The following is a 25,479-nucleotide window of genomic DNA, read 5'->3' as shown; positions in this document are numbered from 1 at the left end:
TGAACTCCTTGATCAAGTAACGTCGTTGGGGGAAGCAGGGTGCGAGGCGAAGGGCAGGGCGGGTCCGCTCGCGCGGCGTCAGGGGGGCGGCGCCACGGTGGCGCCGGCGCGCATCGTGTGTGGCAGCAGCGTCGTGCGCGGCAAGCCGCGGTCCGAGTTGTCGGCGGCCGGATTCAGCCGAGCCACCAGCGTGGCCAGTGCGCGGGCCCCGATCTCGGTATTGGGCTGCACGACCGTGCTCAAGGGCGGCTCCATCAGGTTGCCCAGCGCGATGCCGTCATAGCCCATCACGGAGATATCGCCCGGCACCGCCATGCCAAGCCGCTTGAGGATGGCAATCACGCCGATGGCCAGCATGTCGTTGGTGCAGAACAGCGCGGTGGGCGCCCGTGCGGCCGACACCAGCCGGCGGATGCACTCGAGCTCGGCCGGCCCTTGCGTTGGCGTATGCCCGGGCAGCGACAGCGGCGGCAAGGCTTGCAGCCCGTGCGCCCGCATGGCGTCCTCATAGCCGGCGTGCCGCTGTCGTGCGCGATCCGAGGCGACGAACGAGCCCGATACCACGGCGATGCGCCGATGCCCGGCTGCAATCAGCGCCTCGACGCCAGCCCTCGCGCTGTCACGGTTATCCACGGAAACGGAATGGCGCTTGCCGCGGCTGGGCGCCTGGTTGTACGCCAGCACGTAGGGCACCCCTTCGGCGTCCAGCTGGTCGAGTACCGCGCTGCGGGCTGCGTCCGCCACCGTCAGCACCATGCCGTCGACCCGGTGCCGCAGCAGATATTCGATGCGCTCCCGTTCTCGCTGCGGGTCATAGTCGCTCGTCACCAGCATCAGCGAGTAGCCCTGTGTCAGCGCCGCTTCTTCGATGCCACGCCAGCATTCGGCGAACACGGCGTTCTCCAGCGTCGGCAACATGACGCCGACAATGCGCGTGCGTTGCGCGCGCAGCTTGGCGCCGAGCAGGTTGGGCCGAAAGCCCAGTTCCTCCGCCGCGCGCAGCACGCGCTCGGCGGTGTCCTGGCGGACCAGTTCCGGGTTGCCGAACACGCGCGAGGCCGTCGCCAGCGACACCTTTGCTGCCTCGGCGACGTGCATCAGCGTCGTGCCGTTGGCCGGCGCGGAAGCGGAAGTCAGAGGGCGGGCTCTACGGGGCATCGGTCGGTGCGGGGTCGGTCTGGTGAAAATGAAAACGTTTTCATTCAAGCCGCAAAAAAACGGGTGTCAAGGACAGCCCGTGGTGCGGTGCGCCGCAATTCGGCGCCGCGTCGTGGCGAGTGCGGCTCGCTCGTTGGAGCGGAGGCGATTGTGCAAGGCAGAAATGACATCGGCATGACAGCCGGGGCGGGCGGTCCGTTCGATCCATCTGTGTTCCGGCGGTCGTGGCAACAGGGGTTCTTCCCAATATGCCGGGCCGGGCTTTCAGAGTGCAATGCCATACCGGCAAAAGTCGAAACTTTGTTCCGCGATACGGAACATTGTGCCGACTGCGGCCGGATACAGCAGCCCCCGCGCACCGCTGGTGCGTGGCAGGGCCATAGCAACAAGATGGAGGCATTCTTGAAATCCGCATTCTCCGCCGGCACCCTGTCGTGCCTGGCTGTCCTGGGTCTTGTCCAGGCTGGCGCCGCCCAGGCGCAGAGCTATCCCACCAAACCGATTCGCCTGATCGTGCCGTTCGCGGCCGGCGGCACCACCGACATCGTTGCCCGCGCCGTGTCCGATGCGCTGGGCAAGCAACTGGGCCAACCCGTGGTGGTGGAAAACCGCGGCGGCGGCGGCGGCGCGATCGGCGCCGATGCGCTGGCCAAGTCCGCACCGGACGGGTACACCATCGGCATCGCCACCGTCAGCACGATGGCTACCAATCCGGCGACCAACCCGAAGAACCCCTACGATCCGCTGAAGGACTTCGCGCCCATCACCAACCTGGTCAACGTGCCGAACGTGCTGACCGTCAATCCGAAGGTGCCGGCGAAGAACCTGAAGGAGTTCATTGCGCTGCTGCGTGCCGAGCCGGGCAAGTACAGCTATGCATCGGCGGGCAAGGGCAGCATCTCGCATCTGGACGGCGAGCTGTTCAAGATGACGACCAAGACCGATATGGTCCACGTGCCGTACCGCGGCTCGGGCCCGGCGCTGAACGACACGCTGGCCGGGCAGGTCAGCGGCCAGTTCGACAATCTGCCGTCGTCGATGCCGCATATCCAGGCCGGCAAGTTGCGGGCGCTGGCCGTGGCCGCGCCCAAGCGCGTGGAGGGCTTGCCCGACGTGCCGACTTTTGCCGAAGAAGGGATGAAGGACAACAACAATATGGCGTGGTACGGCCTGGTCGCCCCGGCCAATACGCCGCCCGCCATCATCGCGCGCGTGCACGAAGCCGCGGTGAAGGCGCTGCAGGATCCGGCCGCGCGTCGCCGCCTGGTCGAGAGCGGCGCCTACCCCGACGGCAACACGCCGCAGCAGTTCGCGGCGCAGATCAGGAAGGAGCTGGAACTGCGCAAGAAAATCGCGCAGGAGCAGAAGATCACGCTGGAATAAGCGTGGGCCCCGGTACGCTGGCGGTGGTGCCGGGGCAAAACCGCCGTGCGGCGGCGAGCCTGTTCGCTGTCCGCCCGGTGGCCGCTCGGGACGGATGCCCGGCGCTGGTCAGGCAGAGCCTGGCACAGCGACCTCCGCTTCGGATACGTCCCGCAGCAGCGCCAGCCGCAGGATATCCGTCATGCTGTTCGTCCCGGTCTTGGCGTACAGGCTCTTCATCTGGGAACGGATCGTTTCGCGGCTGACATACGCTTCCTCGGCCATCTGGTCGATCGACAGCCCGGCCACGATGCCGTGCAGCGCGCGGCTCTCGGCCCTGGTCAGCCCGTACCGGGTGGCCAGTTCCTGCCCGTCGAAACGCGACGCTTGCCCGCCGGCGGCTGCGCGAAGCAGTACGGCAACAGACGGGCCTTCGAGCCCCGCGAGAACGCGGTCCTTGCTCAGCCGCACCAGCGTAAGCTGCCTGTCGCGCCAGCAGAAGCTCTCCATGTGCGGCACTGCCGTGCTGTCTGACCAGTCTTCGAGCATGGCTTCCAGCATCGACTGCGCCTCGTCGATGGACAGGCGGATGGAGCCAAGGGGCGATGCCTCGACCGGCGACTCCCTGGCCAGCATCTCGCTCATCGTCGGCGACATCTCGCGCACCCGCCCGCCCGCGCCCACCACCATCATCCCCACGTCCAGCGAGTCGAAGACGTCGACGGACATGCCAGCTTGCAGGCTGGCGGCCGACTTGCGCCAATACGAAAAGCCGCGTCGCAGGTGCGGTCCGAGACGGTCCAGCAAAGCGACGATGTCTTCGTCGTCGGCGCTGCCAACCGGTGCCGCCAGACCGAGCAATACTGCGCGCTCGTCCTCCAGTTCCACCTTGATACCGGCGGACGCGCCCATTCCATTGGGATGCAGGAAATCGTTGAATACTTCCGAGCGGTGGAATTCGCCAGGCTCGATCAGCTGGCGGTCGACATAAGCGCGATCGTCCCTGGCGAGCAGCAACCGCGGGAGCGGGTTCACGGCGCCATAGTAGTCGTTATAGCTGCTGACGGCGCCCGTCTTCCAGCTGCTGGAGGCAGCGACGACCACGCTGTCACCAGCTCGCCGGTCGCAGACGAGCAGCGAGGCCTTGGCATGCGGTACGGCGTCTGCAAGCGCATCCAGAAAATCGCCCCAGGCTCCCCCGGCAAAAACGCTGTCATAAATGGACCCGATCAGTTGGTCCGCTATTGTCATTTGACTGACCATTTCACCTCTCACCGCACGACCATGCCCGGCCTGAAATTTCACCGCCCATAAGAGGGCGCAATCGATAAGTCGAAAATACCATTAACCAGCGCTTGCGTCGGCACAACGTCCTTCGCTATCGACCCGCCCTGATACGAGCACAGGCGTTGGTCCGGATAAATCGGGACGCTGTAATCTAGCCGGGCGCAACTGAATTTTTCTTTCTGCCGGTTTAAGCATCTCTTTATTCGCTGCCAGCACTCAGGGGGGGGGGCTTGGACAAGCATTTTCTGTCGAGCCCGCCATGGAGGTCAGCGGCTTCGTCTCCGTAGAAAAGCAAACAATTGCAACGTAGCGGAGAGCGGGGCGCCCGTCGCCCCATCGCCGTTGCGCGGTCCCGCTCCCGGCCGACCAGAGAGAGCCCCCCTGCGAAGAGATCAAGACCGCCGCGGCGGCTTGTGATGCTTCGACGCCGGGCAGCCCAGCCCTGCCATTTCACCCTTGGGGGTGAAGCCAGCCAGGCCGTCCATAAATACCATTAAGTCCGCATTTCTGTGCGGTACCCGACATACCCGACCTACGGCATGGGTCGGCCCAGGGAAACCAGAATCGGGATTTCATTTCCCTGGGGAAAACCCGGCACGCGTTTCGTGCCGGAGCAACGGTGCTTCCATCCAAAGGCAGAACGCTGCCGGGGATTGGCAAGTGCTGGCGGTCGGGTCAGACGACGGGGCCCCCGCTCTCCCGGTGGGAGTACGGGGTGCACTCATATTCCGACGAGCTGGAGCGCGGCATTGCCGTCCGGCCGTCGAAGCCATGAGCCAGGCTGGATCATCGAGAGAGAAATCACATGCGGAATAATGCCGACACCGACGCCGAAATCAAATCTGAAATGTCACGCTCAACCGCGCCGTGGCGGGACGCATTATGCGGCTCCCGTCTGCTGCGGGGAGGGCGCCTGACGAAGTGGAAAGGCAAGGTTGTCAGCTGCGCGCCGCATGTCGCATCGCTGCTGCTTCCGCTAGGCATGGCGGCGACCCCTGCGGTTGCTGCGGACATGTACTGGGATGTCAATGGGGGCAGCCCAAATCAAGGTGGGACAGGGATATGGGACACAAGCGCCGTCCGCTGGAATGCGAGCGCCGATGGCGTGGCAGGCCCGTTCCGAGCCTGGGATAACGCTGCCTACGATACGGCGGTCTTTGGCGGCACGGCGGGCACCGTCACTGCAAACGGCACATTGGCCGCGGGGGGGCTCAACTTCCTGGCCAGTGGCTACACGCTCACCGGCGGCACCATCACGCTCGGCGGCGCGACGCCGACGATTTCGACGGGAAACGCCGGGACCACCATCATCTATTCGACTCTCGCCGGCACCGGTGGCTTCACCAAGAGCGGAGCTGGCGCGCTGTCGCTGGGCGGTACCAACACGTTCTCGGGCGACATTCGTGTCGCAGAGGGGACGCTGTCGGTCACGACGGACGCGGGGTTGGGCGCGTCGGGCAACGTGGTATCGATGGCTGGCAATACAACGCTGTACAGCTCGCAGGCCTTGGCGGCGAATCGCACCATCGTTCTCGAGGGAGGCTCTGTCCGGGTCCAGGGTGCCTCCGGATCCGCTCGCTTCACCGGCGCGGGTGAGTTGAGAGCGCAGACCGGGGTCAATCTGAACAACGATGCAAGCGACTTCACCGGCGGCGTGTTGTTCGATGTCAACGGCGACGCCTATTTCACCTCGGTCGGCAATACCGGAGAGGCGAGCTCGCTCGGCTCGGCCGGACTGATTACCTTCCGGGCAGTCAATCAGTATTCCGACCGGCTGCACTATCTGGGCGATGGCGATACGTCGAACCGCGACTGGGCTTTCCGCTACAGCGGCGGCACCTCCGGAGCGATGTTCATTCACAGTGGCACCGGCACTTTGACGCTGACGGGCAATATCGACAATGGCGTTGACCTGAGCCGGAGCATGGTGATCTCCGCGCAGACGGGTGACCTGGAGCTTCTGGGTCAAATCGGGGGAAGCGGCGCCAGTACCATGACCTTCAGCGGACGAGGCGCGCAACGCTATATCGCACTGGGCGGAGCGAATACCTATTCGGGCGCGACGCTCGTCGGCCACGCCAATGCCGGGACAAGTACGCCGGTCGGAACGGTGACGATGCGCATTCAGAGCCTGGCCGACACCGGTGTCGCCAGTTCGTTCGGGCTGGGCACCGGCGGCGGCGTCACCGTGGTGAACAACAGCGTGATCGACTATCTGGGCGCGGCGGCGAGCAGCAACCGCACCTGGACGATCGGGGCAGCCGGTCAATCTGGTGGCGCCAGCATTCTGAACAACGGAACCGGGGCGCTCTCCCTGAGTGGCGACGTCACGCTGATGGACGGGATCGCCAACAATGGCCTGACGCTGGGCGGCGGCTATGCCGGAGCCAATACCCTGTCGGGGGTGGTGTCGGGCACCGGTACGCTGGGCATGGACGGTGCGGCCGGCAGTGAATGGACGCTGACCGGTGCCAATACCCGCACCGGTGCCATCGATGTCAACGGGGGCACGCTGCGTGCAGGCAGCGCGTCGGCGTTTGGCACGACCACCGATGTCACCGTCGACGGCGGCACGCTGGACATGAACGGTTTTGACCTGGCGGCCGGAGCGCTGTCCGGCACGGGTGGCACGGTCGCGCTGGGCAGTGGCAACCTGTCGGTCAATCAGGGCTCCGGCATCGATACGACTTACGCGGGCAGCATCACCGGCACGGGCGGCCTGACCAAGCTGGGCGCTGGCACGCTCACGCTGACGGGTGCGAACGCCTACAGCGGGGACACCAACGTCAATGGCGGCACGCTAAACCTCGACTTCTCCGCGGCCGGGGCACCGGCCAGCGATATCATCTCCAGCGCTTCCACGCTCAACATGAGCGGAGGGGCTCTGACCGTCAATGGCGCCGCCGGTGCGACCAATAGCCAGACCTTCGACGGTCTGAACATTGCAGGCGGCAACAACACGGTGGGGGCGACCGCAGGCGCAGGCGGTACCGTCGACCTCAACCTTGGCGCGATCACTCACAACGGCGGCCTGGTCGACTTCGTGCAGTCCGGCACCACCAACATCACCACCAGCAATACGGCGCTCGGCGGATGGGCCACGGTCAACGGTACCGACTACGCGAAGGTGGAAGGCGGCGCGATCGTCGCGTTCACCGAGGACGACTATACCGACCAGGACAATGCCGCGACCTGGCAGAACGGCCAGTACATCACCGACGTTGACGGCTTCCACGGCGAGGTCGGTGGTACGGTGCAACTTGCTGGCCTGCGCTACACCGAACCGACTGCCACGACCGTGACGGTTGCCGCCGGCCAGACGCTAGGGGTGGACGGCACCATCATCGTTGCACCGACCGTCGACGCGAACGACCAGGTCATCACCGGCGGCTCCATCACCGGCACCACCGGCGGCGGCGAGCTTGGCGTCCAGCAGAACAGTACCGGCAACTTCACCATTGGTTCCCAGATCGTTGACAACGGCGGCAGCATCGGCTTTACCAAGGCCGGTAGCGGCCTCGTCACGCTCGCCAACGCTGGCAACGACTACACAGGTAGCACCACTGTCGGCGAGGGAACGCTGTCCGTCGCCAATATTGGCGACGGCGGCGTCGCCAGCAGCATCGGCGCATCGACGTCCGATGCGTCGAACCTTGTCATCCAGGGCGCCACGCTCCAGTACACCGGCGCCACCGCCACCTCCGATCGCGGCTTTACGCTGGGACGCTCGGGCGCGGTCCAGCACGGCACGATCGATGTCACGCAGGCTGCCAGTACGTTGACCCTCGAGGGCGAAGTGGTCAGTCCCGACGGGGCAGGCCTGACGAAAACTGGCGCCGGCACGCTGGCACTGACCAACGCGAACAGCAGCTATACCGGCGTCACGACCGTCAATGGCGGCACGCTTGCCGCACAGACGCTGGCCGATGGCGGCGCCAACAGCTCGATCGGTGCCTCCAGCAGCGACTCGGCCAATCTGGTGCTGAACAATGGCGGGACACTGGCCTACACCGGCACCACCGACAGCACCGACCGGGGCTTCACGCTTGGAACTGGGGGTGGCGGCATCGGCGTCAGCGACGGCGCGGCCACACTGACCATGAGCGGAACGGTGGTCGGGGACGGCCGCCTGGCCAAGTCCGGCCCCGGCACCCTGGTGCTCTCGGGAGCCAATACCTACACCGGTGGCACCCAGGTACAGCAAGGCACGCTCCAGGCCGGCTCGACAACGGCATTCGGCAGCACGACCGGAACCATGATCGTCGAGACGGGCGCGACGCTGGACCTGGCGGACTTCAACAATACCGTTGGCTCGTTGAACGGCGGTGGCACGGTCGATCTCGGTTCGGCGACCCTCACGTCCAATGGCGTCTCAGGCATCTTCACCGGCGCGATCACCGGGACCGGCGGCGTGACACGCACGGGCCAATGGACCCAGACCATCCTCGGTGCGGGCAACACGTATACCGGCCGCACGATCATCGACAATGGCACGATGGCGGTGGACAGTCTGGCCAATGGCGGCCAGGCTAGCGGCATCGGCGCATCGACCAGCGACCCGGCCAACCTGGCGCTCCGTCGTGGCACACTGAGCTACAGCGGCGGGAGTATCACCATCGATCGCGGCTTCGCTCTGGAAACCGGCTTCGGTCGTATCCAGGTCGACAACGTCGGCACGACGCTGGGATTCTCCGGGAACGTCGTCGGTACCGGGACACTGTACAAGTCCGGCCCCGGCACGATGGTACTGAACGCCCAGAACACCTACACCGGGGGCACCGTGGTCGAGGGCGGTACCCTGCGCGCTGGCACCGCCAATGCCTTTGGTCCGGCCGGTACGGCGGGCGCCCTGTCGATGGCGAACGTGGCAGGCGCCACGCTGGATCTGAACGGCTTCGACACGGCGCTCGCCTACCTGGGAGGTGGTGGAGCGGCGGGTGGCGACATCACGATGGGCGATGCGACCCTGACCTTGCGCACCGGCGGCAACTCTTACTACTACGGTGCCATCAGCGGCACCGGCGACCTGATCAAGAATGGCGGCCTCGCCCAGCGCCTGCACGGTTGCAACAGCAGCTATTCCGGCAGTACCGCCATCAACGGTGGGTCGATCGAAGCGATGTGCCTGGGCGATGGCGGCGAGAACAGCTCGATCGGCGCCTCCACCGCGGATGCGAGCAACCTGGTGCTGAATGGCGGCTCCCTGCGCTATGTCGGCACGGGTGACACGACCGACCGGCAGTTCACCGTAGGTTTGGCTGGCGGTACGCTCGACGCCTCCGGCACCGGTGCGCTGAACTTCACCAATGCCGCGCCCATCACCTTCGCCGGCAGCGGTGCCCATAAGCTGACGCTGACGGGGTCGAACACGGCCAACAACACGCTGGCGGCACAGATCACCGACGGCACCGGCGGTTCGACATCCCTGGACAAGACCGCCGCAGGCACATGGGTGCTTACCAACCAGGCCAACAGCTATACCGGCGCAACCACGATTCTGGGCGGTGTGCTGAGCGTCGACAAGCTGGCCGACGGCGGGCAGGCGAGCAGCATCGGCGCCTCCTCGGGCGACGCGGCCAACCTGGTGATCGGGCAGAACGGCACGCTGCGCTACACCGGCGCCGGCGATACCACCGACCGTCTCTTCACGCTGCAAACCGGCGTGACGTTCATCGAGTCGTCCGGAACCGGTGCGCTGGTGTTCGAGAATACCGCGCCGGTGACGCTGGCGGGTACGGGTGCGCGTACCGTCGGCCTGGGCGGCACGAACACCGATCTCAATACCCTGGGTGGTGCCATCGCCGACGGCCCTGGCGGCGCGACGACGCTGGCAAAGAACGGCGCGGGCACCTGGATGCTCACCGGCGACAATACCTACACCGGCCCCACCGTCATCAACGACGGCATGCTGGTGGTCGGCAACGGTGGCACGAGCGGCAACGTCGGCACTGGCAACATCGTGGTCGACAAGGCCGCCTCGACGCTGGCCGTGAATCGCAGCGACACGGTCTCGATCGACGGCATGCTGACCGGCGCGGGCGCCCTCGCCCAGATCGGCACCGGCACGACCGTGCTCACTTCCACCGGCAGCAGCATTGGCGCCACGCGGATCGCGGCGGGCGAGCTGCAGGTCGATGGCGAACTGGCGAGCGCGACCATCGACATGACCGGAAACTCCGCGCTGACGGTGAACGGCACTGTCGGCGCATACGGCGGCGTGCCCGCGGCGCTCACTGGCGATGCTGGCAACAGCACCATTGCCGTCGCGGCGACCGGCCTCTTGCGCGCCAACGGCGACCTCGGCGCGGGCAACGATATCGTGGATGTCGCCGGTACGCTGGATACCGCTGCGGCTGCGCTGACCCTCGGCGCTGGCGACGATACGCTGCGCCTGCGCGACGGCGCCGTGCTTGCCGGCACCGGTGTGCGCGGCGGTAGCGGCAACGATCTGCTGGCGGTGGACAATGCCGCTGCGCTGACGCTTGATGGCGGCAGCGTCAGCGAGTTCGAACGGCTGGGCAAGACCAGCGCCGGCCAGCTCACGCTGACGGGCGATCATGTCTATGCCGCCGGAACCACCATCTCCGCCGGCACGGTGCAGGTTGGTGCGGGCGGCACCAGCGGCACCCTGGCGGGGGACGTGACCAACAACGGCACGCTGGCGTTCAACCGGGCCGACGCTTACACGTTCGGCGACACGATTTCGGGCACCGGCGCGGTGAACCAGGTCGGCGCCGGCACCACGGTGCTGACCGGGACCAACAGCTATGGCGGCGCGACCAACGTCCTGGCGGGCGGGCTGCTCGTCAATGGCGACCAGAGCGCCGCCACGGGTGCGACCTCGGTGGCAAGCGGCGCGATGCTCGGCGGCGCCGGCACCATCGGCGGCAACGTGACCGTGGCCGGTGGCGCGACCCTGAGTCCCGGCGCCAGTGCCGCGGCCCCAGGCACGTTGACCATCAACGGCGACCTGCAACTGGCGGCCAACTCGAACCTGGACGTGAGTTTCGGCCAGGCGAATGTCGTCGGCGGCCCGCTCAACGACCTGGTCCAGGTGGGCGGCGACCTGACGCTGGACGGCACCATCAACGTCACCGAGACCGCCGGCGGCACCTTCGGTCCCGGTGTGTATCGCGTCATCAGCTATGACGGCACGCTCAACGACCAGGGCGCGACCGTCAACTCGCCGCTGACCAGCGTGTCGCTGCAGACTTCGGTGGACAAGCAGGTCAACCTGGTCAATAGCGCTGGCCAGACGCTGAACTTCTGGGATGGCGACGGCGGCCCGAAGAACAACGCCACGGTGAACGGCGGCAACGGTACCTGGCAGGCGGCCGGCGACGACCGCTGGACCGGCGAGGACGGCGTCATCAACGGCGCCTACAGCAACGCCAGCTTTGCCGTCTTCGCCGGCGCGCCGGGCACGGTCACCGTGGACGACGGCAACGGCGCAGTCGAGGCCGCCGGCATGCAGTTCGCCACCGACGGCTACCGCATCCAGGGCGACCCGGTCGGCCTGTCGGGCGCGCAAGCCATCGTTCGCGTCGGCGACGGCACCACGGACGGTGCGGGCTACACCGCGACCATTGCATCGGACCTCTCGGGCACCAGCGAGCTGGCCAAGACCGATCTGGGCACCCTGGTGCTCGAAGGCACCAACACGTACACCGGCGGCACGCGCATCGACGGCGGTACGGTCAGCATCGCCGCCGACGCCAATCTGGGCGACGCGGCGGGGGGCCTGACGCTGAACGGCGGCACGCTGCAAACCACGGCGGACCTGTCCAGCGGCCGTGCGGTGACGCTGGCCGGTAACGGCACCATCGCGACCGCCGGCGGCACCACGGCCGAACTGGCGGGCGCTGTCGCCGGCGCCGGGGCGCTGACCAAGGACGGCGCCGGCACGCTGGCGCTCGGCGGCGATGCCGCCCATACCGGCGGCACCACCATCGCGGCCGGTACGCTGCAAGTCGGCACAGGGGGCACCACCGGCAGCCTCGCGGGCGACGTGGCCAACAGAGGCACGCTGGCATTCGCGCGCAGCGATGCATATGTCTTCGATGGCATCGTCTCGGGCACGGGTGCAGTCAGCCAGACCGGCCCCGGCACCACGATCCTCACCGCGAACCACACCTATACCGGCGGCACCGCCATCGATGCCGGCACGCTGCAGCTTGGCAACGGCGCTGCGTCGGGGATGATCGGCGGCGACGTGACCAACGACGGCACGCTGGCATTCAACCGCAACGATACCGTCAGTTTCGACGGCAGCATCTCCGGCACGGGCGCGGTTCGCCAGGATGGCACCGGCACCACGATCCTGACGGCAGGCAACAGCTACGGCGGCGCCACCACGGTCAACAACGGCACGCTGCTGATCCAGGGCGACCAGTCGCTGGCCACCGGCGCCACCAGTGTCAACGCCGGCACGCTCGGCGGCACCGGCGTCATCGGCGGGGACGTGGCCGTGGCGGCCGGCGCCACCGTAGCGCCCGGCGGCCAGACCAACGTCCCGGGAACGCTGACGATCAACGGCGACCTCGCTCTCGATCCGGGCGCCGCGCTGGCATACAACTTCGGCCAGGCCGGCGTCGTCGGCGGCGCCTATAACGACCTGATCGAAGTCGGCGGGGACCTTGCCCTTGCCGGCACGATCGACGTCACGCAAACGCCGGGTGGCAACTTCGGTCCGGGGGTGTATCGCGTCATCAGCTATGACGGCGCGTTGAGCACCGGAGCCGTGACGGTCAATTCGCCCGACTACTATGTGCAGACGTCGATCGCCCAGCAGGTGAACCTCGTCAACACCAACGGCCTGACCCTGCGGTATTGGGACGGCGCTGCCGGGGCAAGGAACGATGGCCAGATCGACGGCGGCGACGGCGTCTGGCAAGGCAGCACCGGCAACGACAACTGGACCGAGGAGACCGGCAGCGCCAACGCCCCCTTCCAGCAGGACAGCTTCGCCGTCTTCGCCGGCGCGCCGGGTACTGTCACGGTGGACAACGACAACGGCGTGGTCCGCGCCGCCGGCATGCAGTTCGCCACGGACGGCTATCGCATCGAAGGCGATCCGGTCACCCTGTCGGGCACCGAAGCCACCATCCGCGTCGGCGACGGCACCCTGGACGGCGCCGGCTATACCGCGACGATCGCCTCGGAGCTGTCCGGCAGCAGCCAGCTGGTCAAGACCGATCTGGGCACGCTGGTGCTCGAAGGCAACAACACCTACACGGGCGGCACGCGCATCGACGGCGGCACGGTTCGCATCTCGTCCGACGCGAACCTGGGCGACCTGGCAGGCGGGTTGACCATGAACGGCGGCACGCTGCAGACCACCGCGGACCTGTCGACCGGCCGTGCGATCACGCTGGTTTCCGATGGCACGGTGATCACCGACGCGGGCACCACGGCTACGCTCGGCGGCGCGGTGTCCGGCACGGGATCGCTGACCAAGGATGGTGCCGGCACGCTTGCGCTCACTGGCGATGCTGCGCATAGCGGCGGCACCACGATCGCGGCGGGCACCCTGCAGATTGGCGACGGCGGCACCACCGGCAGCCTGGCCGGCGACGTGGTCAACAGCGGCACGCTGGCGTTCAACCGCAGCGACGCCGCGACCTTCGATGGCACCATCTCCGGCACCGGCGCCGTGCGCCAGTCCGGCAGCGGCACCATCATCCTGACCCGGGACAGCAGCTACAGCGGCGGCACCACGATCGACGCCGGCACCCTGCAGCTGGGCGACGGCGGCACCACGGGGATGATCTCCGGCGACGTGACCAACAACGGCACGCTGGCGTTCCGCCGGGCCGATGCGGTCAGTTTCGCCGGCGTGATCGGCGGTAGCGGCGGCGTCCGCCAGGACGGCCCCGGTACCACCGAGCTGACCGCGGCGAACCGCTACACCGGCGCCACCACGGTGACCGGCGGCACGCTGCTGATCCAGGGCGACCAGTCGCTGGCAACCGGCGCGACCACCGTGACGGGCGGTACGCTGGGCGGCACCGGCGTCATCGGCGGCGACGTCACGGTGACGGCGGGAGCAAACCTTACCCCGGGCGCCGCGCCGGGCGACGCTGGCACGCTGACCATCAACGGCGATCTCGCCCTCGACCCCGGTGCGAACCTGAACGTCGACTTCGGGCAGTCCAATACCGTAGGCGGCCTGCGCAACGACCTGATCGAGGTCGCCGGCGACCTGAGCCTGGGCGGCACCCTCAACGTCGCGCAGACGCCGGGTGGCAGCTTCGGCCCCGGCGTCTACCGAGTCATCAGCTACGGCGGCGACCTGGTCGGCGGCACGCTGGCCCTGGGCAGCATGCCTTCGGGCGCGAGGGCGGCATTGCAGACCGCCATCGCGCAGCAGATCAACCTCGTCAATGCATCGGACAACGCCCTCAGCTTCTGGGATGGCGACAACGGCGGCCGCGACGACGGCACCATCAGCGGCGGTGACGGCACGTGGCGCGCCGGCGGGGACACCAACTGGACGGAGGCGGACGGGGCCACCAACGCGGCCTTCCTGCCGGAGAGCTTCGCGGTATTCGGCGCGGCACCCGGCACGGTCACGGTGGACTCCAGCCAGGGCGACGTGCGCGCGGCCGGCATGCAGTTCGCCAGCAGCGGCTACACGCTGCAAGGCGACCGCATCGTCCTGACCGGCGATGCGCCGACGATCCGCGTCGGCGATGGCACCGCCGAGGGCGCGAACTACGTGGCCACCATCAATGCCGCCCTCGGCGGCAGCGGCGGCATGACGAAGAGCGATGCCGGCACGCTGGTGCTCGGCGGCGTCAGCGACTACACCGGCGCCACTACCGTGGAAGCTGGCACGCTGGCGGTCAACGGCTCCATCGCCGGATCCCCGGTCTCGGTGCGAAGCGGCGCTACCCTGGCCGGCAACGGCACGGTGGGGTCGACGACCGTCGCCGCCGGCGGCAACATCGCCCCGGCTGGCAACGCAAGCGGCACGCTGAACGTCAGCGGCGACTATGCGCAGCAGGCAGGCAGCACCTACCAGGTCCACGTCGACCCGACCTCGGCGGCATCCGATCGCATCGCCGTGACGGGCCGCGCGACGCTGGACGAGGGCGCGCGGCTGAACGTGACCAAGACCAGCAATGCGCCTTACGTTGCCGACACCCGCTACACCGTACTGACCGCGGCAGGCGGGCTGGATGGCACCTTCACGCTGGCCGGCGATACCGCTGTCACCGCCTTCCTTGGACTGCGCGGCGACTACGATGCCAACAATGCCTATCTGGTCGTGCAGCAGTCCCGTGCGATCGAAGACGCCGGGCAGACGCCGAACCAGCAGGCGACCGGACGCGGTGTGGAGAGCCTGCCGGCCGGCAGCGGCCTGAAGGACGCGGTGTTGAACCTGGCGGACGACGCAACCGCACGCAGCGCGCTCGACCAGCTCTCCGGCGAAATCCATGCCTCCCTGCGCACCGCCTCGATCGAGGACAGCCGCTATGTGCGGGAAGCGGCGACCGACCGGCTGCGCGAGACCTTCTGCGCGGCAGGTTCCGCCCAGGACAAGCGCGAGGGTGGCGCATCGCCACGCACGGCTTCTGACTGCGGTCCGGACTCGACGCGCCCCGCGGGCTGGGCACGGGTGTTCGGCGCCTGGGGCAGCACCAACGGCAATGGCAATGCCGGCGCCATGGACACGTCCACGGGCGGCATCCTGCTGGGTGCCGACGCGCCGGTGGCCGAGAACTGGCGTGTTGGCGCGCTGGCGGGCTACAGCCGCACTAGCGTCGACGTCGACTCGCGCCGCTCGTCGGGCTCCACCGACAACTACCACGCCGGCATCTACGGCGGCGGTCAGTGGGGAGCGCTGGGCCTGCGCGCCGGTGCCGCCTATACCTGGCAGGACATCAGCACCTCGCGCTCGGTGGCTTTCGCCAACTTCCGCGATCATGCCAGCGGCGATTACCACGCCGGCATGGCGCAGGTGTTCGGCGACCTGGGCTACCGCATTGACGCCGGCCGGGTTTCCTACGAGCCCTTCGTCAGCGTCGCTCACGTGAATCTCGATACCAAGGGGTTCAACGAGCGGGGCGGCGCGAGTGCGCTGAACGGGCAGGGCGATACCAGCAACGTCACCTTCAGCACGCTGGGCCTGCGGTCGACCGCCGACATCCAGCTGGGCAGCCTGGCGGGAACGCTGCGCGGATCGCTGGGCTGGCGCCATGCCTTCGGCGACCGCACCCCGGTCTCCACTGTCGGCTTGCGCGGCGGCGACAGCTTCGGTGTAGCCGGCGTGCCGATCGCGCAGGATGCGGCGGTGATCGAGGCCGGGCTGGACGTGAAGGTTGGCAAGGCCACCACGCTGGGCGTCAGCTACAGCGGGCAGTTCGCCGGCGACTCGCGTTCGCAGACAGTGAAGGGCATGCTGAAGGTCCTGTTCTGACGAGGCGTCAGGTCCGCGGTCGGGTCCGGTCCACGCCGGACCCTGACCGCGGGCCGGACTCCGTCTGCTGCAAGGCGCCGTACCGGGCGCCGCCTTTCGAACACGGCAGGGCTGGCGTGGTACCCTGATTGCCGGCACATGTTTGATGGAAACCTGCCGGGCACGGCCTGCCCGGTGGGTTTCGAAAGGCGCACGATGGACCAGTCCAGCCTGTTCGGCACGGGCATGATCGAAGCTTCGATCGCAGGGTTGATCTACCAGCCCGAATTCCTGACTCCCGATGAAGAAGCCGCCCTGGTCGGCATCATCCGGTCGCTGCCGTTGCATGCCGCGCGGTACAAGGCGTATCTGGCACGGCGCCGAGTGATGAGCTTCGGCGGCAACTACGACTTCGACAGCAACGCGTTGTTGCCGGCGCCGGCGCTGGATGCGCGGCTGTTGCCGCTACGCGATCGCGTCGGGCAATGGGCGGGCATCTCGCCCGAGCGGTTGTCCCACGCGCTGGTCGCGGAATATGCACCCGGTACCCCGCTGGGCTGGCACCGCGATGTACCCGACTTCGAACGGATCGTCGGCGTGTCGCTTGGCGGCGCTGCCCGATTGCGCTTCCGCCCTTATCCCTACGATCCTTCGATGCGGCGGCACATGGTGGCGCTGGACGTGCAGCCCCGGTCCATCTACCGCATCGAACGCGAGGCGCGCTGGGAGTGGCAGCACAGTGTCGAGCCGACGCGGGAGTTGCGCTACTCGATCACGTTCCGCGAGCGGCGGGAGGAGCCGGTCGCGCGGCCGCGGTGAGCCAGCGAGCTGGTGTTCGGGCTGGGTGCCACAACGCATCGAGCGAGCGAGTGAGGCGATCGCGCGGCAGTGCGGGTGGCACTGCCGCGCGTGCCTGGGTTACGGCGCGAGCGGATGCCCGATCACCATCCCGTTGTCCGGGGTGATCCGGATCCAGGTACCCGCCAGCGGCTGCTCCTGCTCGCCGGGCTTGCTGTAGTCACAGACGCCGCCAGGGAAGGCCGTGCGCAAGGCCGCCAGATCCGCCTCCTGCTGGGCCCCGGTCCACGACGGATTGCGTTGCGCGTAACCGGCGTAGTCGCTGGCCGTCACCGGCTTGAGCTGGCACTGCATGGTCCGCGCGTGGATCGGCTCGCCTGCCTCGAAGCGGGGATACGACGAGGCCGGGAACATCGAATTGCAGCGCGACGGGGTGTCGGCCACCTCGACGATCCCCGCCGGCGAATTGCTGCCGTTGCCCTGGCGGAAGACGGTGCTGAATCCGCCAAAGCGTTGCGGCTCCGCGATGAAGTCGTCAGGCGCTCCCGCCGTGGTGGCACCGAAACACCCATCGACGATGTCCGCCGGCTTGTTCCGCACCACCTTGTCCGCGCGCGATCCGGTATTGCCGTCGCTGACGACAGCCGTCAACCACCGGTCCATGCCGAAGAACGCCTTCTGCATCGCCGGCAAGGAGCGGCCGGTATGCGCCGGACGCGGCGCCTGCACGGGGAGCGTGTGGTGCGCGTTCGGATCCTGCACGAAGCCGAGGACGTTCGCCGTACCGGTCCACATCACGTGATTGTCGAACTGTCCGGTGGCGGCCGCGAGGCGGGCGCGAACGATGAAGTGGAAGAACTTCAGATGCATGTCGCCGGCGCCCGTCAGCTCGTTGTTCAGTCCATCGAGGTTCAGGATCGCGGTATTGCGCAGGCCAGCGCCGCCGTACATGATCATGCCGGTCTGATAGGCGCGCTTGAGCGCATCGGGGTCCGCGCGCATCCGTTCCGTGCGCAGATTGCCATCGATGTCCTGGCCGCCGATCTTGCGGTTGATGTCGATGAACTGCGCCATGGTGATCAAGCCGGTGTTCAGCGCGTTCAGGCCGTATTGAACGCCGACATTGCCGGTGAACGATCGCGCGAATCCGGTCGCCGGATCGACGCCAAGGATATTCTTGTTGTGATCGTTCACGTTCGGCCGCAGTCCGGTCGGATTGGGCGGCAGCAGGCTGACCGGCGGGGCGGGCAGCACCCCCATCGGCGCGCTGGCAACGGCGTTGGCGGGGCTGTACTTCTCCTGGTTGCCGATGACGGCGTTGAACACCGAGCTGTTGCCGGTGCCGCCCATCACGTTGTCACGATCGCCCTGGTTCGCCGGTCGCAGCACCGAATCGGTTCGCGCGGCCCAGAAGCTGGCTTGCTGGCGGACGCTGTGATAGGTGCCATAGCCGGAGGCGGCGGCGATCTCGGAGTTGGTCCAGTTCAGCAGCGTCGGATTGGCCGCCCTGGCCGCGGCGGTGGCATTGTCGTAGGTGGGATCGTACGGCGCGTTGGGCACCGGGGCGTAGGTGCCGTTCTGCGTGGTGCCGCCCTTCGTGTGATTGAGCTGGAAGTTGTAGAACAGCCGGCCCTCCATGCTTTGCGGCCCGCCATTGTCCGGGAAGCCGGCCAGCATCACGATGCCGTCGAGCAAACCGGGATAGGTGTCGGCGATCATGCTCTGTTGCATCGCCGATCCCGAGGAGCCCCAGCCCATCGTGTAGAGCACCGGCCCGTTCGCCTCGATGAACCGCTCCTTGACCATCATCATCGTCTCCGCCGAGATGATGTGATTGCAGTTCTGGCCGAAGTAGTTCAGCGTGGAGTTCGCCACCGCGAAGCCCTTGCTCAGCGGCAGGTCGTTCAGCGCATTGAAGTCGCCCGCGGTGCCATTGGCTGAATTGGCGGAGCCGCCCACCGGTCCCATCGAGCGGCCCTGCACATACCAGCCGCCGCCGCAGCTCTGGCCGAACGGGTAGACCAGCCGCCCGTTGAAGTCGCCCGGCGGGTTCACCGCGCTCGGGTTCGGATTCTTCACCGGATCGCCGAGTACCGCGATCTGATAGATGCCGCGGTTGATGACGCCCGTTTCCAGGCGAACGATATAGGGCACCGTCCTGCCGTCGAGCAGGGTCGTGGTTTCGACATTGGCCGGTGGATTGGCCGGGTCGTACGGCTGCCACACCGCCGTGCCCGATTTCGTCGCGTCGTGATAGACCCAGTCCACCCGGGTCGGCGCGGCACAATCGGGATCGGTATTGGGCCCGTCGGTCAGCGTCGGCCCACCTGGATACACCGTGAAGGTGTCGGTCTGGCAGTGGAAGCTGCCTTCCTGCGGCGCGTAGAGGATCGGGCCCTGGATAGGATAAGCGGTCAGGGTGAGGCTGCCGCGCACCCGGGAGTCGGCCGCAGCATCGACGACCTCGATGGTGTTCTCGCCCTGCTTGAGGCCGGACACCAGGCCGAGCATCGATTTTCTCGCGGCGTCCTGCTTGAAGCTGCCGGTCACGTCGACGCCGTTCAGCTTGACCCGCGCGTCCGAGACAGGGTTGCCGTCAGCCTGGACCAGTTCGATCAGCGTATCGTCGCCGCTAACCAGGCCTTCCGGGGATGACAGGCTCTTCACCGCGACCGCCGGTTTCGCCGGGACTTCGGGCTCGGGCTTGTCATCGTCGCTTCCGCATCCGGCGACGGAAAGCACCAGCGCCGTCAAGGGCACGACGGCGAACGGCACGGCGGCAAGGGGTCCGCGTCGGCGGGCCCGTCCTGTGGATGCACTGCCCTCGTCCTGCGGGGCGCTTTGCCAAGGCATGGTTGTCTCCTCTCTCTTCCTGGGGGAGGCCGCCGGCATTGGCGGCCTTTTGTCGTCCGTTGCGCGAAACATCGACCGGAACTTCGTTTGCCGCTTGTGCAGTCTAGGAATACCGCCGGACGATTCTCAACGAGGATTCCCCCATCCGGCGCCGGTATTGAGAAACGATATAGCCTCCATGCAACGAAGTAATGGCGCGCCGGGCAGACCGAGGCCACGGCGCGATGCCATTGCAGGGAATGGAGAAAGCGAGGGGAGCGCGGCGCGGCGCCGCTCCGCGATTGCTAGGCAGTAGCCTCGATGACATGGGCCGAGATCCTGCCTTCGATCTGCCCCTCGCCGAACTGGCGGCGCAGCGCGGCTTCGCAATGGTGGGTCGCGCGCTGCAGTGCATCGCCACCGCGGCCTTCGAGTTCGGCCCGCATTGGCGTCGCCTGGCAGAAGCCGATCGCCGGCACTTGCGCGGATTCGGCCCGGCTGCGCTTGGCCACCGTGTCGAAACGGGGCCGTTCAGCGAACCCGCCGGCGGCAAGATCGCGCTCGATGACCTCCCGCTGGTGATAGCCGTGCGGGGTACGCGCCATGAAGTCGGGGGGCGATTCAGGGAAACACTCGGCCAGCGCGCGCGACACCGCATTGGCGAATTCGTTTTCGTCGATGCGATCCCAGACATTGAACAGCAGCGTGCCACCCGGGCGCAGCACACGGCGTGCCTCGGCGAAGGCCTTGGCCTTGTCGGGGAAAAACATCACGCCGAACTGGCACACCACCAGGTCGAAGCTGCCATCGTCGAAGGGCAATTGCATCGCATCCGCCTGTCGCCATTGCACCTTGCGGCCGCCCACGCCGGTTGCTTCCGCGCGTGCGAGCATCGGCGCATTCAGGTCGGTGGCGGTCAATTCCACGTCGTCCGGCAGCCGCTTTGCCATCGCGCGCGTGACGGCGCCCGTGCCAGCCGCTATCTCCAATATCCGGGAAGGTTTCCTTTCCGCCACTCTTGCGGCCATATCGTCTGCGTATGGCTGGAAGATCATCGGTACCAGGTGTCGCTCGTAGAGCTCGGGAATCGGGCCCGTGAACAGCTTGTCGGTGTTCGTTGTGCTCATGGTGTCTCTCCTGGCAGGCCGTGCGGGGCGATACGCACGCCGCTTCGTCTGGCCTGCGCAACCATAGTAGGCCGCGGCGAATCCGCATGTCGCTCACTGCACCGCGGCTTCGCGACAAGCGGCGCTTGCACCCCAGCGCATGGCCGGACTTGTTTGCCGGCTCGATTTCCCCATTCGCAGTTTCTATCCTTGATCCACCGCGGGCGGCCTCGAAGCCGCCTATGACAAAGGCGACGACCCACAGCCGCCTCGGGATGGGGTCTGCAAGGCGCAATCGAGAGGAGATGTCATGAAAGCACGCTTGGCATTGATCAGCGCAGCCGTCATCGCGGCCGCCATACCGGCGCGCGCTGCGGCGCAAAGTGGCAACGAAGCGGCGGGTCTACGTGGCGACCCGGCTGCCGTTGCAACGATGGTGAAAGCACGGCAGCATTTCTTTGGGCCCGAGAACGTCGATGAGCGAACTGGCCGAATCCGCGAGGACAAGGTCATCTTCTCTTGGATCGGCGTGGCGTCGTTCGCCGTGGCCGCCAAAGGGCGCGTCTTCCTGCTCGATTCGTATATCTATCGATTGGCTGACCGGCGCGCGTACGTGCCGGCCACCGTGCAGGATCTGGTCGACGTCAGGCCCGAGGCAATCTTTATCGGACATGGGCACGGCGACCACGCCGACAACGCCGCCTATATCGCCCGCATGACCGGTGCCACGATCTACGGTGCGGCCGAGCATTGCACGGCGATGCAAGGCGATGCGGCACGGATCTTCGGGACGGGCACCACGGTACGTTGCCGTGCGCTGACCAGCCCGGGCTCCGCGCCCGGGGCAGAGGTGCGCACCGTCAATGCGCTGGCGCCGGACCTGTGCGTGACGTCGTGGAAGCATGTGCATTCCGCCACGGTGCCGGTGGACCCGACGCTGCCGCGAAATCCGATCAACGCGGTGCGCGATCCGCGCGTCGATACCCTGTTCCCCCCGAACCCACCGCCAAGCCTGGACACCCGTACGATGGCCGGTGCCGGCGGACCGATCTCCATCATGTACCAGTTCACCGTGGGTGGGTCCGATTTCACCTTTACCTGGCACGACACAGCCGGCCCGCTGAAGGAGCAGGCGCCTGCGTTGCTGCAGTTCTTCACCACGCTGCCAAAGACCGATGTCCAGCTCGGCGCCGGCGTCAGCATTGGCGAAGCGAACAACGGCGTGCGGGATATCACCATGTACATCCAGGCGCTGCAGCCCAAGGTCTTCTTCATGACGCATACCGACAACTTCAATATCGGAGCGTCGATGTTCTATGTGCAGGCGATCCAGCGGCAGTTCGACATCTTCGCCATCCCGGAGGCAGACCGCCCACAGATCCGCGGCCTGCATGATCCGTACGATTATGTCCGCCCGTATCTGATGACCTTCGACTACAAGAGTGACTACTGGCGCGATTCGAGGCGGGGGAATCGGCACAGCAAGTATTGCGCGGGGTAGGGGGCGCGATGAAAAGCGTATAACGATAGGCGGAATGGGACTTGGACAACGGTCCTTCCGGTGCCTAGCATGGGTGACTTTCGTGACCGGCAACGCCAACGAGAGTCCCCATGTCCATTCCTTCCTCTTTCATCGCGCCTTCCCTCCAGGTCGTACCGTCCTCCGACGGCATTGGTGCCGATATCATCGGCCTTGATCTGAACGCTGGCGTCGACGGTGCGCAAGCGGCCCGGATTCATGCGGCCTGGCTGGAGCATCTGGTGCTGCGGTTTCGCGGCAACGGCGGCTTGAGCCTGGACAGGCTTGCCGAGTTCTCCCGCCTGTTCGGCGAGCTGGACTCCGCCCCGATTGCCAGCGTATCCATGGGGCGGAATCACCAGCGGCCGCGGCCCGACATCACCGTCATATCGAATATCGTCGAGAACGGCCGTTCGCTCGGCGGGTTGGGTTCGTATGAGGCGGCATGGCACGCGGACATGACGTACAACGTCCGCCCGCCGAAGGGCAGTGCGCTGTATGCGGTCGAAGTGCCGCCGTCGGGCGGCAATACGCACTTCGCCAATATGTACGCGGCGTACGAGAGCCTGCCCGCGGAGCTGAAGTCGCTGGCCCTCACGCTCGAATGCATCCACGATGCCAGCCGCAACAGCGCCGGAGAATTGCGCGTCGGCTTCGAGGACAACATCGACCCGCGCCGTACCGTGGGAGCGCGCCATCCGGTGGTGCGCAAACACCCCGAGACCGGTCGCCGCTCGCTGTTCCTCGGGCGGCGTCGCAATGCCTATCTGCCGGGTCTGCCGGTTGACGAAAGCGAGGAGATCCTGGACCGCCTGTGGGCCCATGCCACACAGCACGCGCCCGTGTGGACGCAGGTCTGGCAGGTTGGCGATGTGGTGCTGTGGGACAACCGTTGCACGATGCACCGCCGCGACGCCTTCGATCCCGCCACGCGCCGTCTGATGTATCGCACACAGATTTCCGGGGAAGCGGTGCAATGAGCGAGCGTGCGATGAAGGCCAGCCCCGTCGCGCGAGAAGCGGGGCGCGACGACAGCCGGCATGGCCGGCGCCGCATGCTGGCGTGGCTGGGCGCCGGCGGCGGGATTGCCCTGGCGCCGTTGCTGCTGCGGCAAGGCAGCGTACAGGCAAGCCAGTATCCGAGCCGGCCGGTGCGTATCGTCGTCGCCGGGCCCGCGGGCGGCGGTACCGATTTCGTGGCCCGTCTGGTGGCGGAAAAGCTGTCGCTGCAGTGGAAGCAGCCTGTGGTCGTGGAAAACCGGCCCGGCGCATCCGGGGTGATCGGCACACGCGTCGTACAACAGGCCGCGCCGGACGGCTATACGCTGATCCTCGGCCAATCCGCCACGCATGCGATCGTGCCAGCGATGCAGCAACCCGCCCCCTACGATCCTGTGCACGACTTCGTGCCGGTGGTGCAGGTATCGAGCGTTCCCGATCTGCTCGTGGTCGCGGCGGACTCGCCCATCCAGTCCTGGCGGCAACTGATCGAAGCCGCCCGAGCCAGGCCCGGCTCGGTCACCTACGGTTCCGCCGGTGTGGGATTGCCCCAGCATCTGATCGGCTTTCGCATGGCCGAGCTCGCCGGCGTGGAGATGCGCCATATCCCGTACAAGGGCAGTCCTCCGGGGCTGACCGATCTGATGAGCGGCCAGATCACGTCGATGGTCGTCAATGCGGCCGCGGCGATGTCGCTGGTCAAGAGCGGTCGAGTGCGGCCCATCGCGACCAATGCCAGCAGCCGGCTGTCCAGCCTGCCGTCGGTGCCCACCTTCGCCGAACTCGGGCTTCCCGCATTGCGCGAGAGTGGATGGAACGGACTATTCGCCCCGGCCGCCACGCCGCCCGAGCTGGTCGGGACGATCAACGCGGCGGTGCGACGTGTGCTGGCCGACCCCGACGTGCGGGCCCGGCTCGCGCAGTCCTGGGTAAGGCCGGTCGGCGACACCCCGGAACAGTTCGCCCGGTTCCATGTGGCGGAAGTTCGCCGCTGGGCGGCGATCGTCGAGGAGTCGGGGATCAAGGTGGAGTGAGGGACCGCGAGCCGCCGACCGGGGTGTTGGCGAGGCGGGTTGGCGCTACCGCGGCACCAGCACGCTGCCCTCCATCAGGCGGCGCGCGCTACGGCTCATGCTGACCTTGCTGACGGTCCATGTTTCTCCGGTCTGGCTCGCCTCGGCGCCGACCGACAGCGTGCCGGAAGGGTGGCCGAAGCGAACGGCCGAGCGCGACGCCCCGCCTTGAAGACGGGCGACCAGCGTTCCGGGGATCGCCGCAGCGGCGGCGATTGCCACCGCGCCGGTACCGGTCATCGCATGGTGCAGCTGCCCCATGGAGAAGATCCTGGCCACCAGATCGATGTCCGCAGCCGCGACTGTCCTGCCATCGGATGCGCAATAGTCTTGCGGTGGCGAGACAAAGGCCAGCTTGGGCGTATGCGGGCGGGAAGCGGTTGCCTCTGCGGCGGAAGCCGCCAGTCCCATCTGCACGGCGGCGTGGGCGCGGATGGCTTCGGCCTTTGCCAGCAGCGCGGCGTCGCCATTGACGTCGCGCTGCATCTCGATGCCGGTCAGGCCCAGCGCTTCGGCGGCGACGAAGATGGTCGGGTTGCCGGCATTGATCAGCGTCGCTTCGACGATGCCGGCGCCCGGCACGTCGACATGGTCGACCAGCCGCCCGGTCGGAAAGAGCGCGCCGGCGGCGCTGCCTCCGGGCTCCAGGAAATCCAGCACGATCTCCGCACCGGTGAAGGCCACCCCGTCGAGCTGGAAGTCACCGGTCTCGACCACGGCGCCATCGCGCATCTGCACATGCGCCACGATGCGCTGCCCGAGATTCTCCTGCCAGATCCGCACGCTTGCCTTGCCCGTGGCCGGCACGTTCGCCACCAGGCCTTCGCTGATGGCAAACGGACCTACCGCTGCGGTGAGGTTGCCGCAATTGCCCGACCAGTCGATGGTCGGCTTGTCGACCGACACCGCGCCGAACACCGTCGGCCGTCAACGGCAACTGGAATAC

General features: G+C 67.3%; 10 protein-coding genes and 1 pseudogene. 6 read left to right on the top strand and 5 right to left on the bottom strand.

Going from position 1 to position 25,479, the window contains the following annotated elements:
- Positions 1-78: 78 nt before the first annotated feature.
- Positions 79-1,158: a LacI family DNA-binding transcriptional regulator gene (locus tag K6V06_RS09040; protein ID WP_222242348.1), complete on the bottom strand. Its 1,080-nt coding sequence runs from the start codon at positions 1,156-1,158 to the stop codon at positions 79-81.
- Between the two features lie 390 nt (positions 1,159-1,548).
- On the opposite strand from K6V06_RS09040, the gene K6V06_RS09035 reads away from it, so the two are divergent.
- The gene (locus K6V06_RS09035; protein WP_370637421.1) at positions 1,549-2,541 is read left to right on the top strand and encodes a Bug family tripartite tricarboxylate transporter substrate binding protein; all 993 of its coding nucleotides are present in this window, start codon (positions 1,549-1,551) and stop codon (positions 2,539-2,541) included.
- 108 nt (positions 2,542-2,649) lie between these two features.
- On the opposite strand, the gene K6V06_RS09030 is transcribed toward K6V06_RS09035, so the two are convergent.
- A complete protein-coding gene (locus K6V06_RS09030) occupies positions 2,650-3,783 on the bottom strand; it encodes a LuxR C-terminal-related transcriptional regulator (protein WP_222242344.1) in 1,134 nt (377 codons plus the stop codon).
- Between the two features lie 1,129 nt (positions 3,784-4,912).
- On the opposite strand from K6V06_RS09030, the gene K6V06_RS09025 reads away from it, so the two are divergent.
- On the top strand, positions 4,913-16,228 hold the full coding sequence (locus K6V06_RS09025) for an autotransporter-associated beta strand repeat-containing protein (protein WP_222242342.1): 11,316 nt from the start codon (positions 4,913-4,915) through the stop codon (positions 16,226-16,228).
- Between the two features lie 195 nt (positions 16,229-16,423).
- The gene (locus tag K6V06_RS09020; RefSeq protein WP_222242340.1) at positions 16,424-17,026 is read left to right on the top strand and encodes an alpha-ketoglutarate-dependent dioxygenase AlkB; all 603 of its coding nucleotides are present in this window, start codon (positions 16,424-16,426) and stop codon (positions 17,024-17,026) included.
- A gap of 99 nt (positions 17,027-17,125) precedes the next feature.
- On the opposite strand, the gene K6V06_RS09015 is transcribed toward K6V06_RS09020, so the two are convergent.
- The gene (locus K6V06_RS09015) at positions 17,126-19,858 is read right to left on the bottom strand and encodes a DUF6351 family protein (RefSeq protein ID WP_222242338.1); all 2,733 of its coding nucleotides are present in this window, start codon (positions 19,856-19,858) and stop codon (positions 17,126-17,128) included.
- A gap of 284 nt (positions 19,859-20,142) precedes the next feature.
- Complete coding sequence (locus K6V06_RS09010) at positions 20,143-20,964, bottom strand: class I SAM-dependent methyltransferase (RefSeq protein ID WP_222242336.1); 822 nt, start codon at positions 20,962-20,964, stop codon at positions 20,143-20,145.
- A 289-nt stretch (positions 20,965-21,253) separates the two neighbouring features.
- Between K6V06_RS09010 and K6V06_RS09005 the strand changes: the two genes are divergently transcribed.
- From K6V06_RS09005 to K6V06_RS08995, 3 genes are all read left to right on the top strand, one after another.
- A complete protein-coding gene (locus tag K6V06_RS09005) occupies positions 21,254-22,444 on the top strand; it encodes an MBL fold metallo-hydrolase (RefSeq protein ID WP_222242334.1) in 1,191 nt (396 codons plus the stop codon).
- Positions 22,445-22,554: 110 nt separating this feature from the next.
- A complete protein-coding gene (locus K6V06_RS09000) occupies positions 22,555-23,442 on the top strand; it encodes a TauD/TfdA family dioxygenase (RefSeq protein ID WP_222242332.1) in 888 nt (295 codons plus the stop codon).
- Positions 23,439-24,494, top strand: coding sequence for a tripartite tricarboxylate transporter substrate binding protein (locus K6V06_RS08995; protein WP_222242330.1), 1,056 nt, complete (start codon positions 23,439-23,441; stop codon positions 24,492-24,494). Before K6V06_RS09000 ends, K6V06_RS08995 begins: the two co-directional genes overlap by 4 nt.
- A gap of 45 nt (positions 24,495-24,539) precedes the next feature.
- Here the strand turns inward: K6V06_RS08995 and K6V06_RS08990 are convergent.
- Positions 24,540-25,451 (bottom strand): annotated as a pseudogene (locus tag K6V06_RS08990) (PrpF domain-containing protein); the annotation flags it as partial.
- Positions 25,452-25,479: the final 28 nt, after the last annotated feature.

It is taken from the genome of Cupriavidus sp. AU9028 (genome assembly GCF_019795295.1).
Lineage (GTDB): Bacteria > Pseudomonadota > Gammaproteobacteria > Burkholderiales > Burkholderiaceae > Cupriavidus.
Note: the sequence above shows the minus strand (reverse complement) of the source record. Positions and strands in the feature narration are given on the sequence as shown.

Excerpts from the sequence above, each read along its gene's own strand:
- K6V06_RS09040 (WP_222242348.1), bottom strand. The coding sequence starts at position 1,158 with ATGCCCCGTAGAGCCCGCCCTCTGACTTCCGCTTCCGCGCCGGCCAAC.
- K6V06_RS09035 (WP_370637421.1), top strand. The coding sequence starts at position 1,549 with ATGGAGGCATTCTTGAAATCCGCATTCTCCGCCGGCACCCTGTCGTGC.
- K6V06_RS09030 (WP_222242344.1), bottom strand. The coding sequence starts at position 3,783 with ATGGTCAGTCAAATGACAATAGCGGACCAACTGATCGGGTCCATTTAT.
- K6V06_RS09020 (WP_222242340.1), top strand. The coding sequence starts at position 16,424 with ATGGACCAGTCCAGCCTGTTCGGCACGGGCATGATCGAAGCTTCGATC.
- K6V06_RS09015 (WP_222242338.1), bottom strand. The coding sequence starts at position 19,858 with ATGCCTTGGCAAAGCGCCCCGCAGGACGAGGGCAGTGCATCCACAGGA.
- K6V06_RS09010 (WP_222242336.1), bottom strand. The coding sequence starts at position 20,964 with ATGAGCACAACGAACACCGACAAGCTGTTCACGGGCCCGATTCCCGAG.
- K6V06_RS09005 (WP_222242334.1), top strand. The coding sequence starts at position 21,254 with ATGAAAGCACGCTTGGCATTGATCAGCGCAGCCGTCATCGCGGCCGCC.
- K6V06_RS09000 (WP_222242332.1), top strand. The coding sequence starts at position 22,555 with ATGTCCATTCCTTCCTCTTTCATCGCGCCTTCCCTCCAGGTCGTACCG.
- K6V06_RS08995 (WP_222242330.1), top strand. The coding sequence starts at position 23,439 with ATGAGCGAGCGTGCGATGAAGGCCAGCCCCGTCGCGCGAGAAGCGGGG.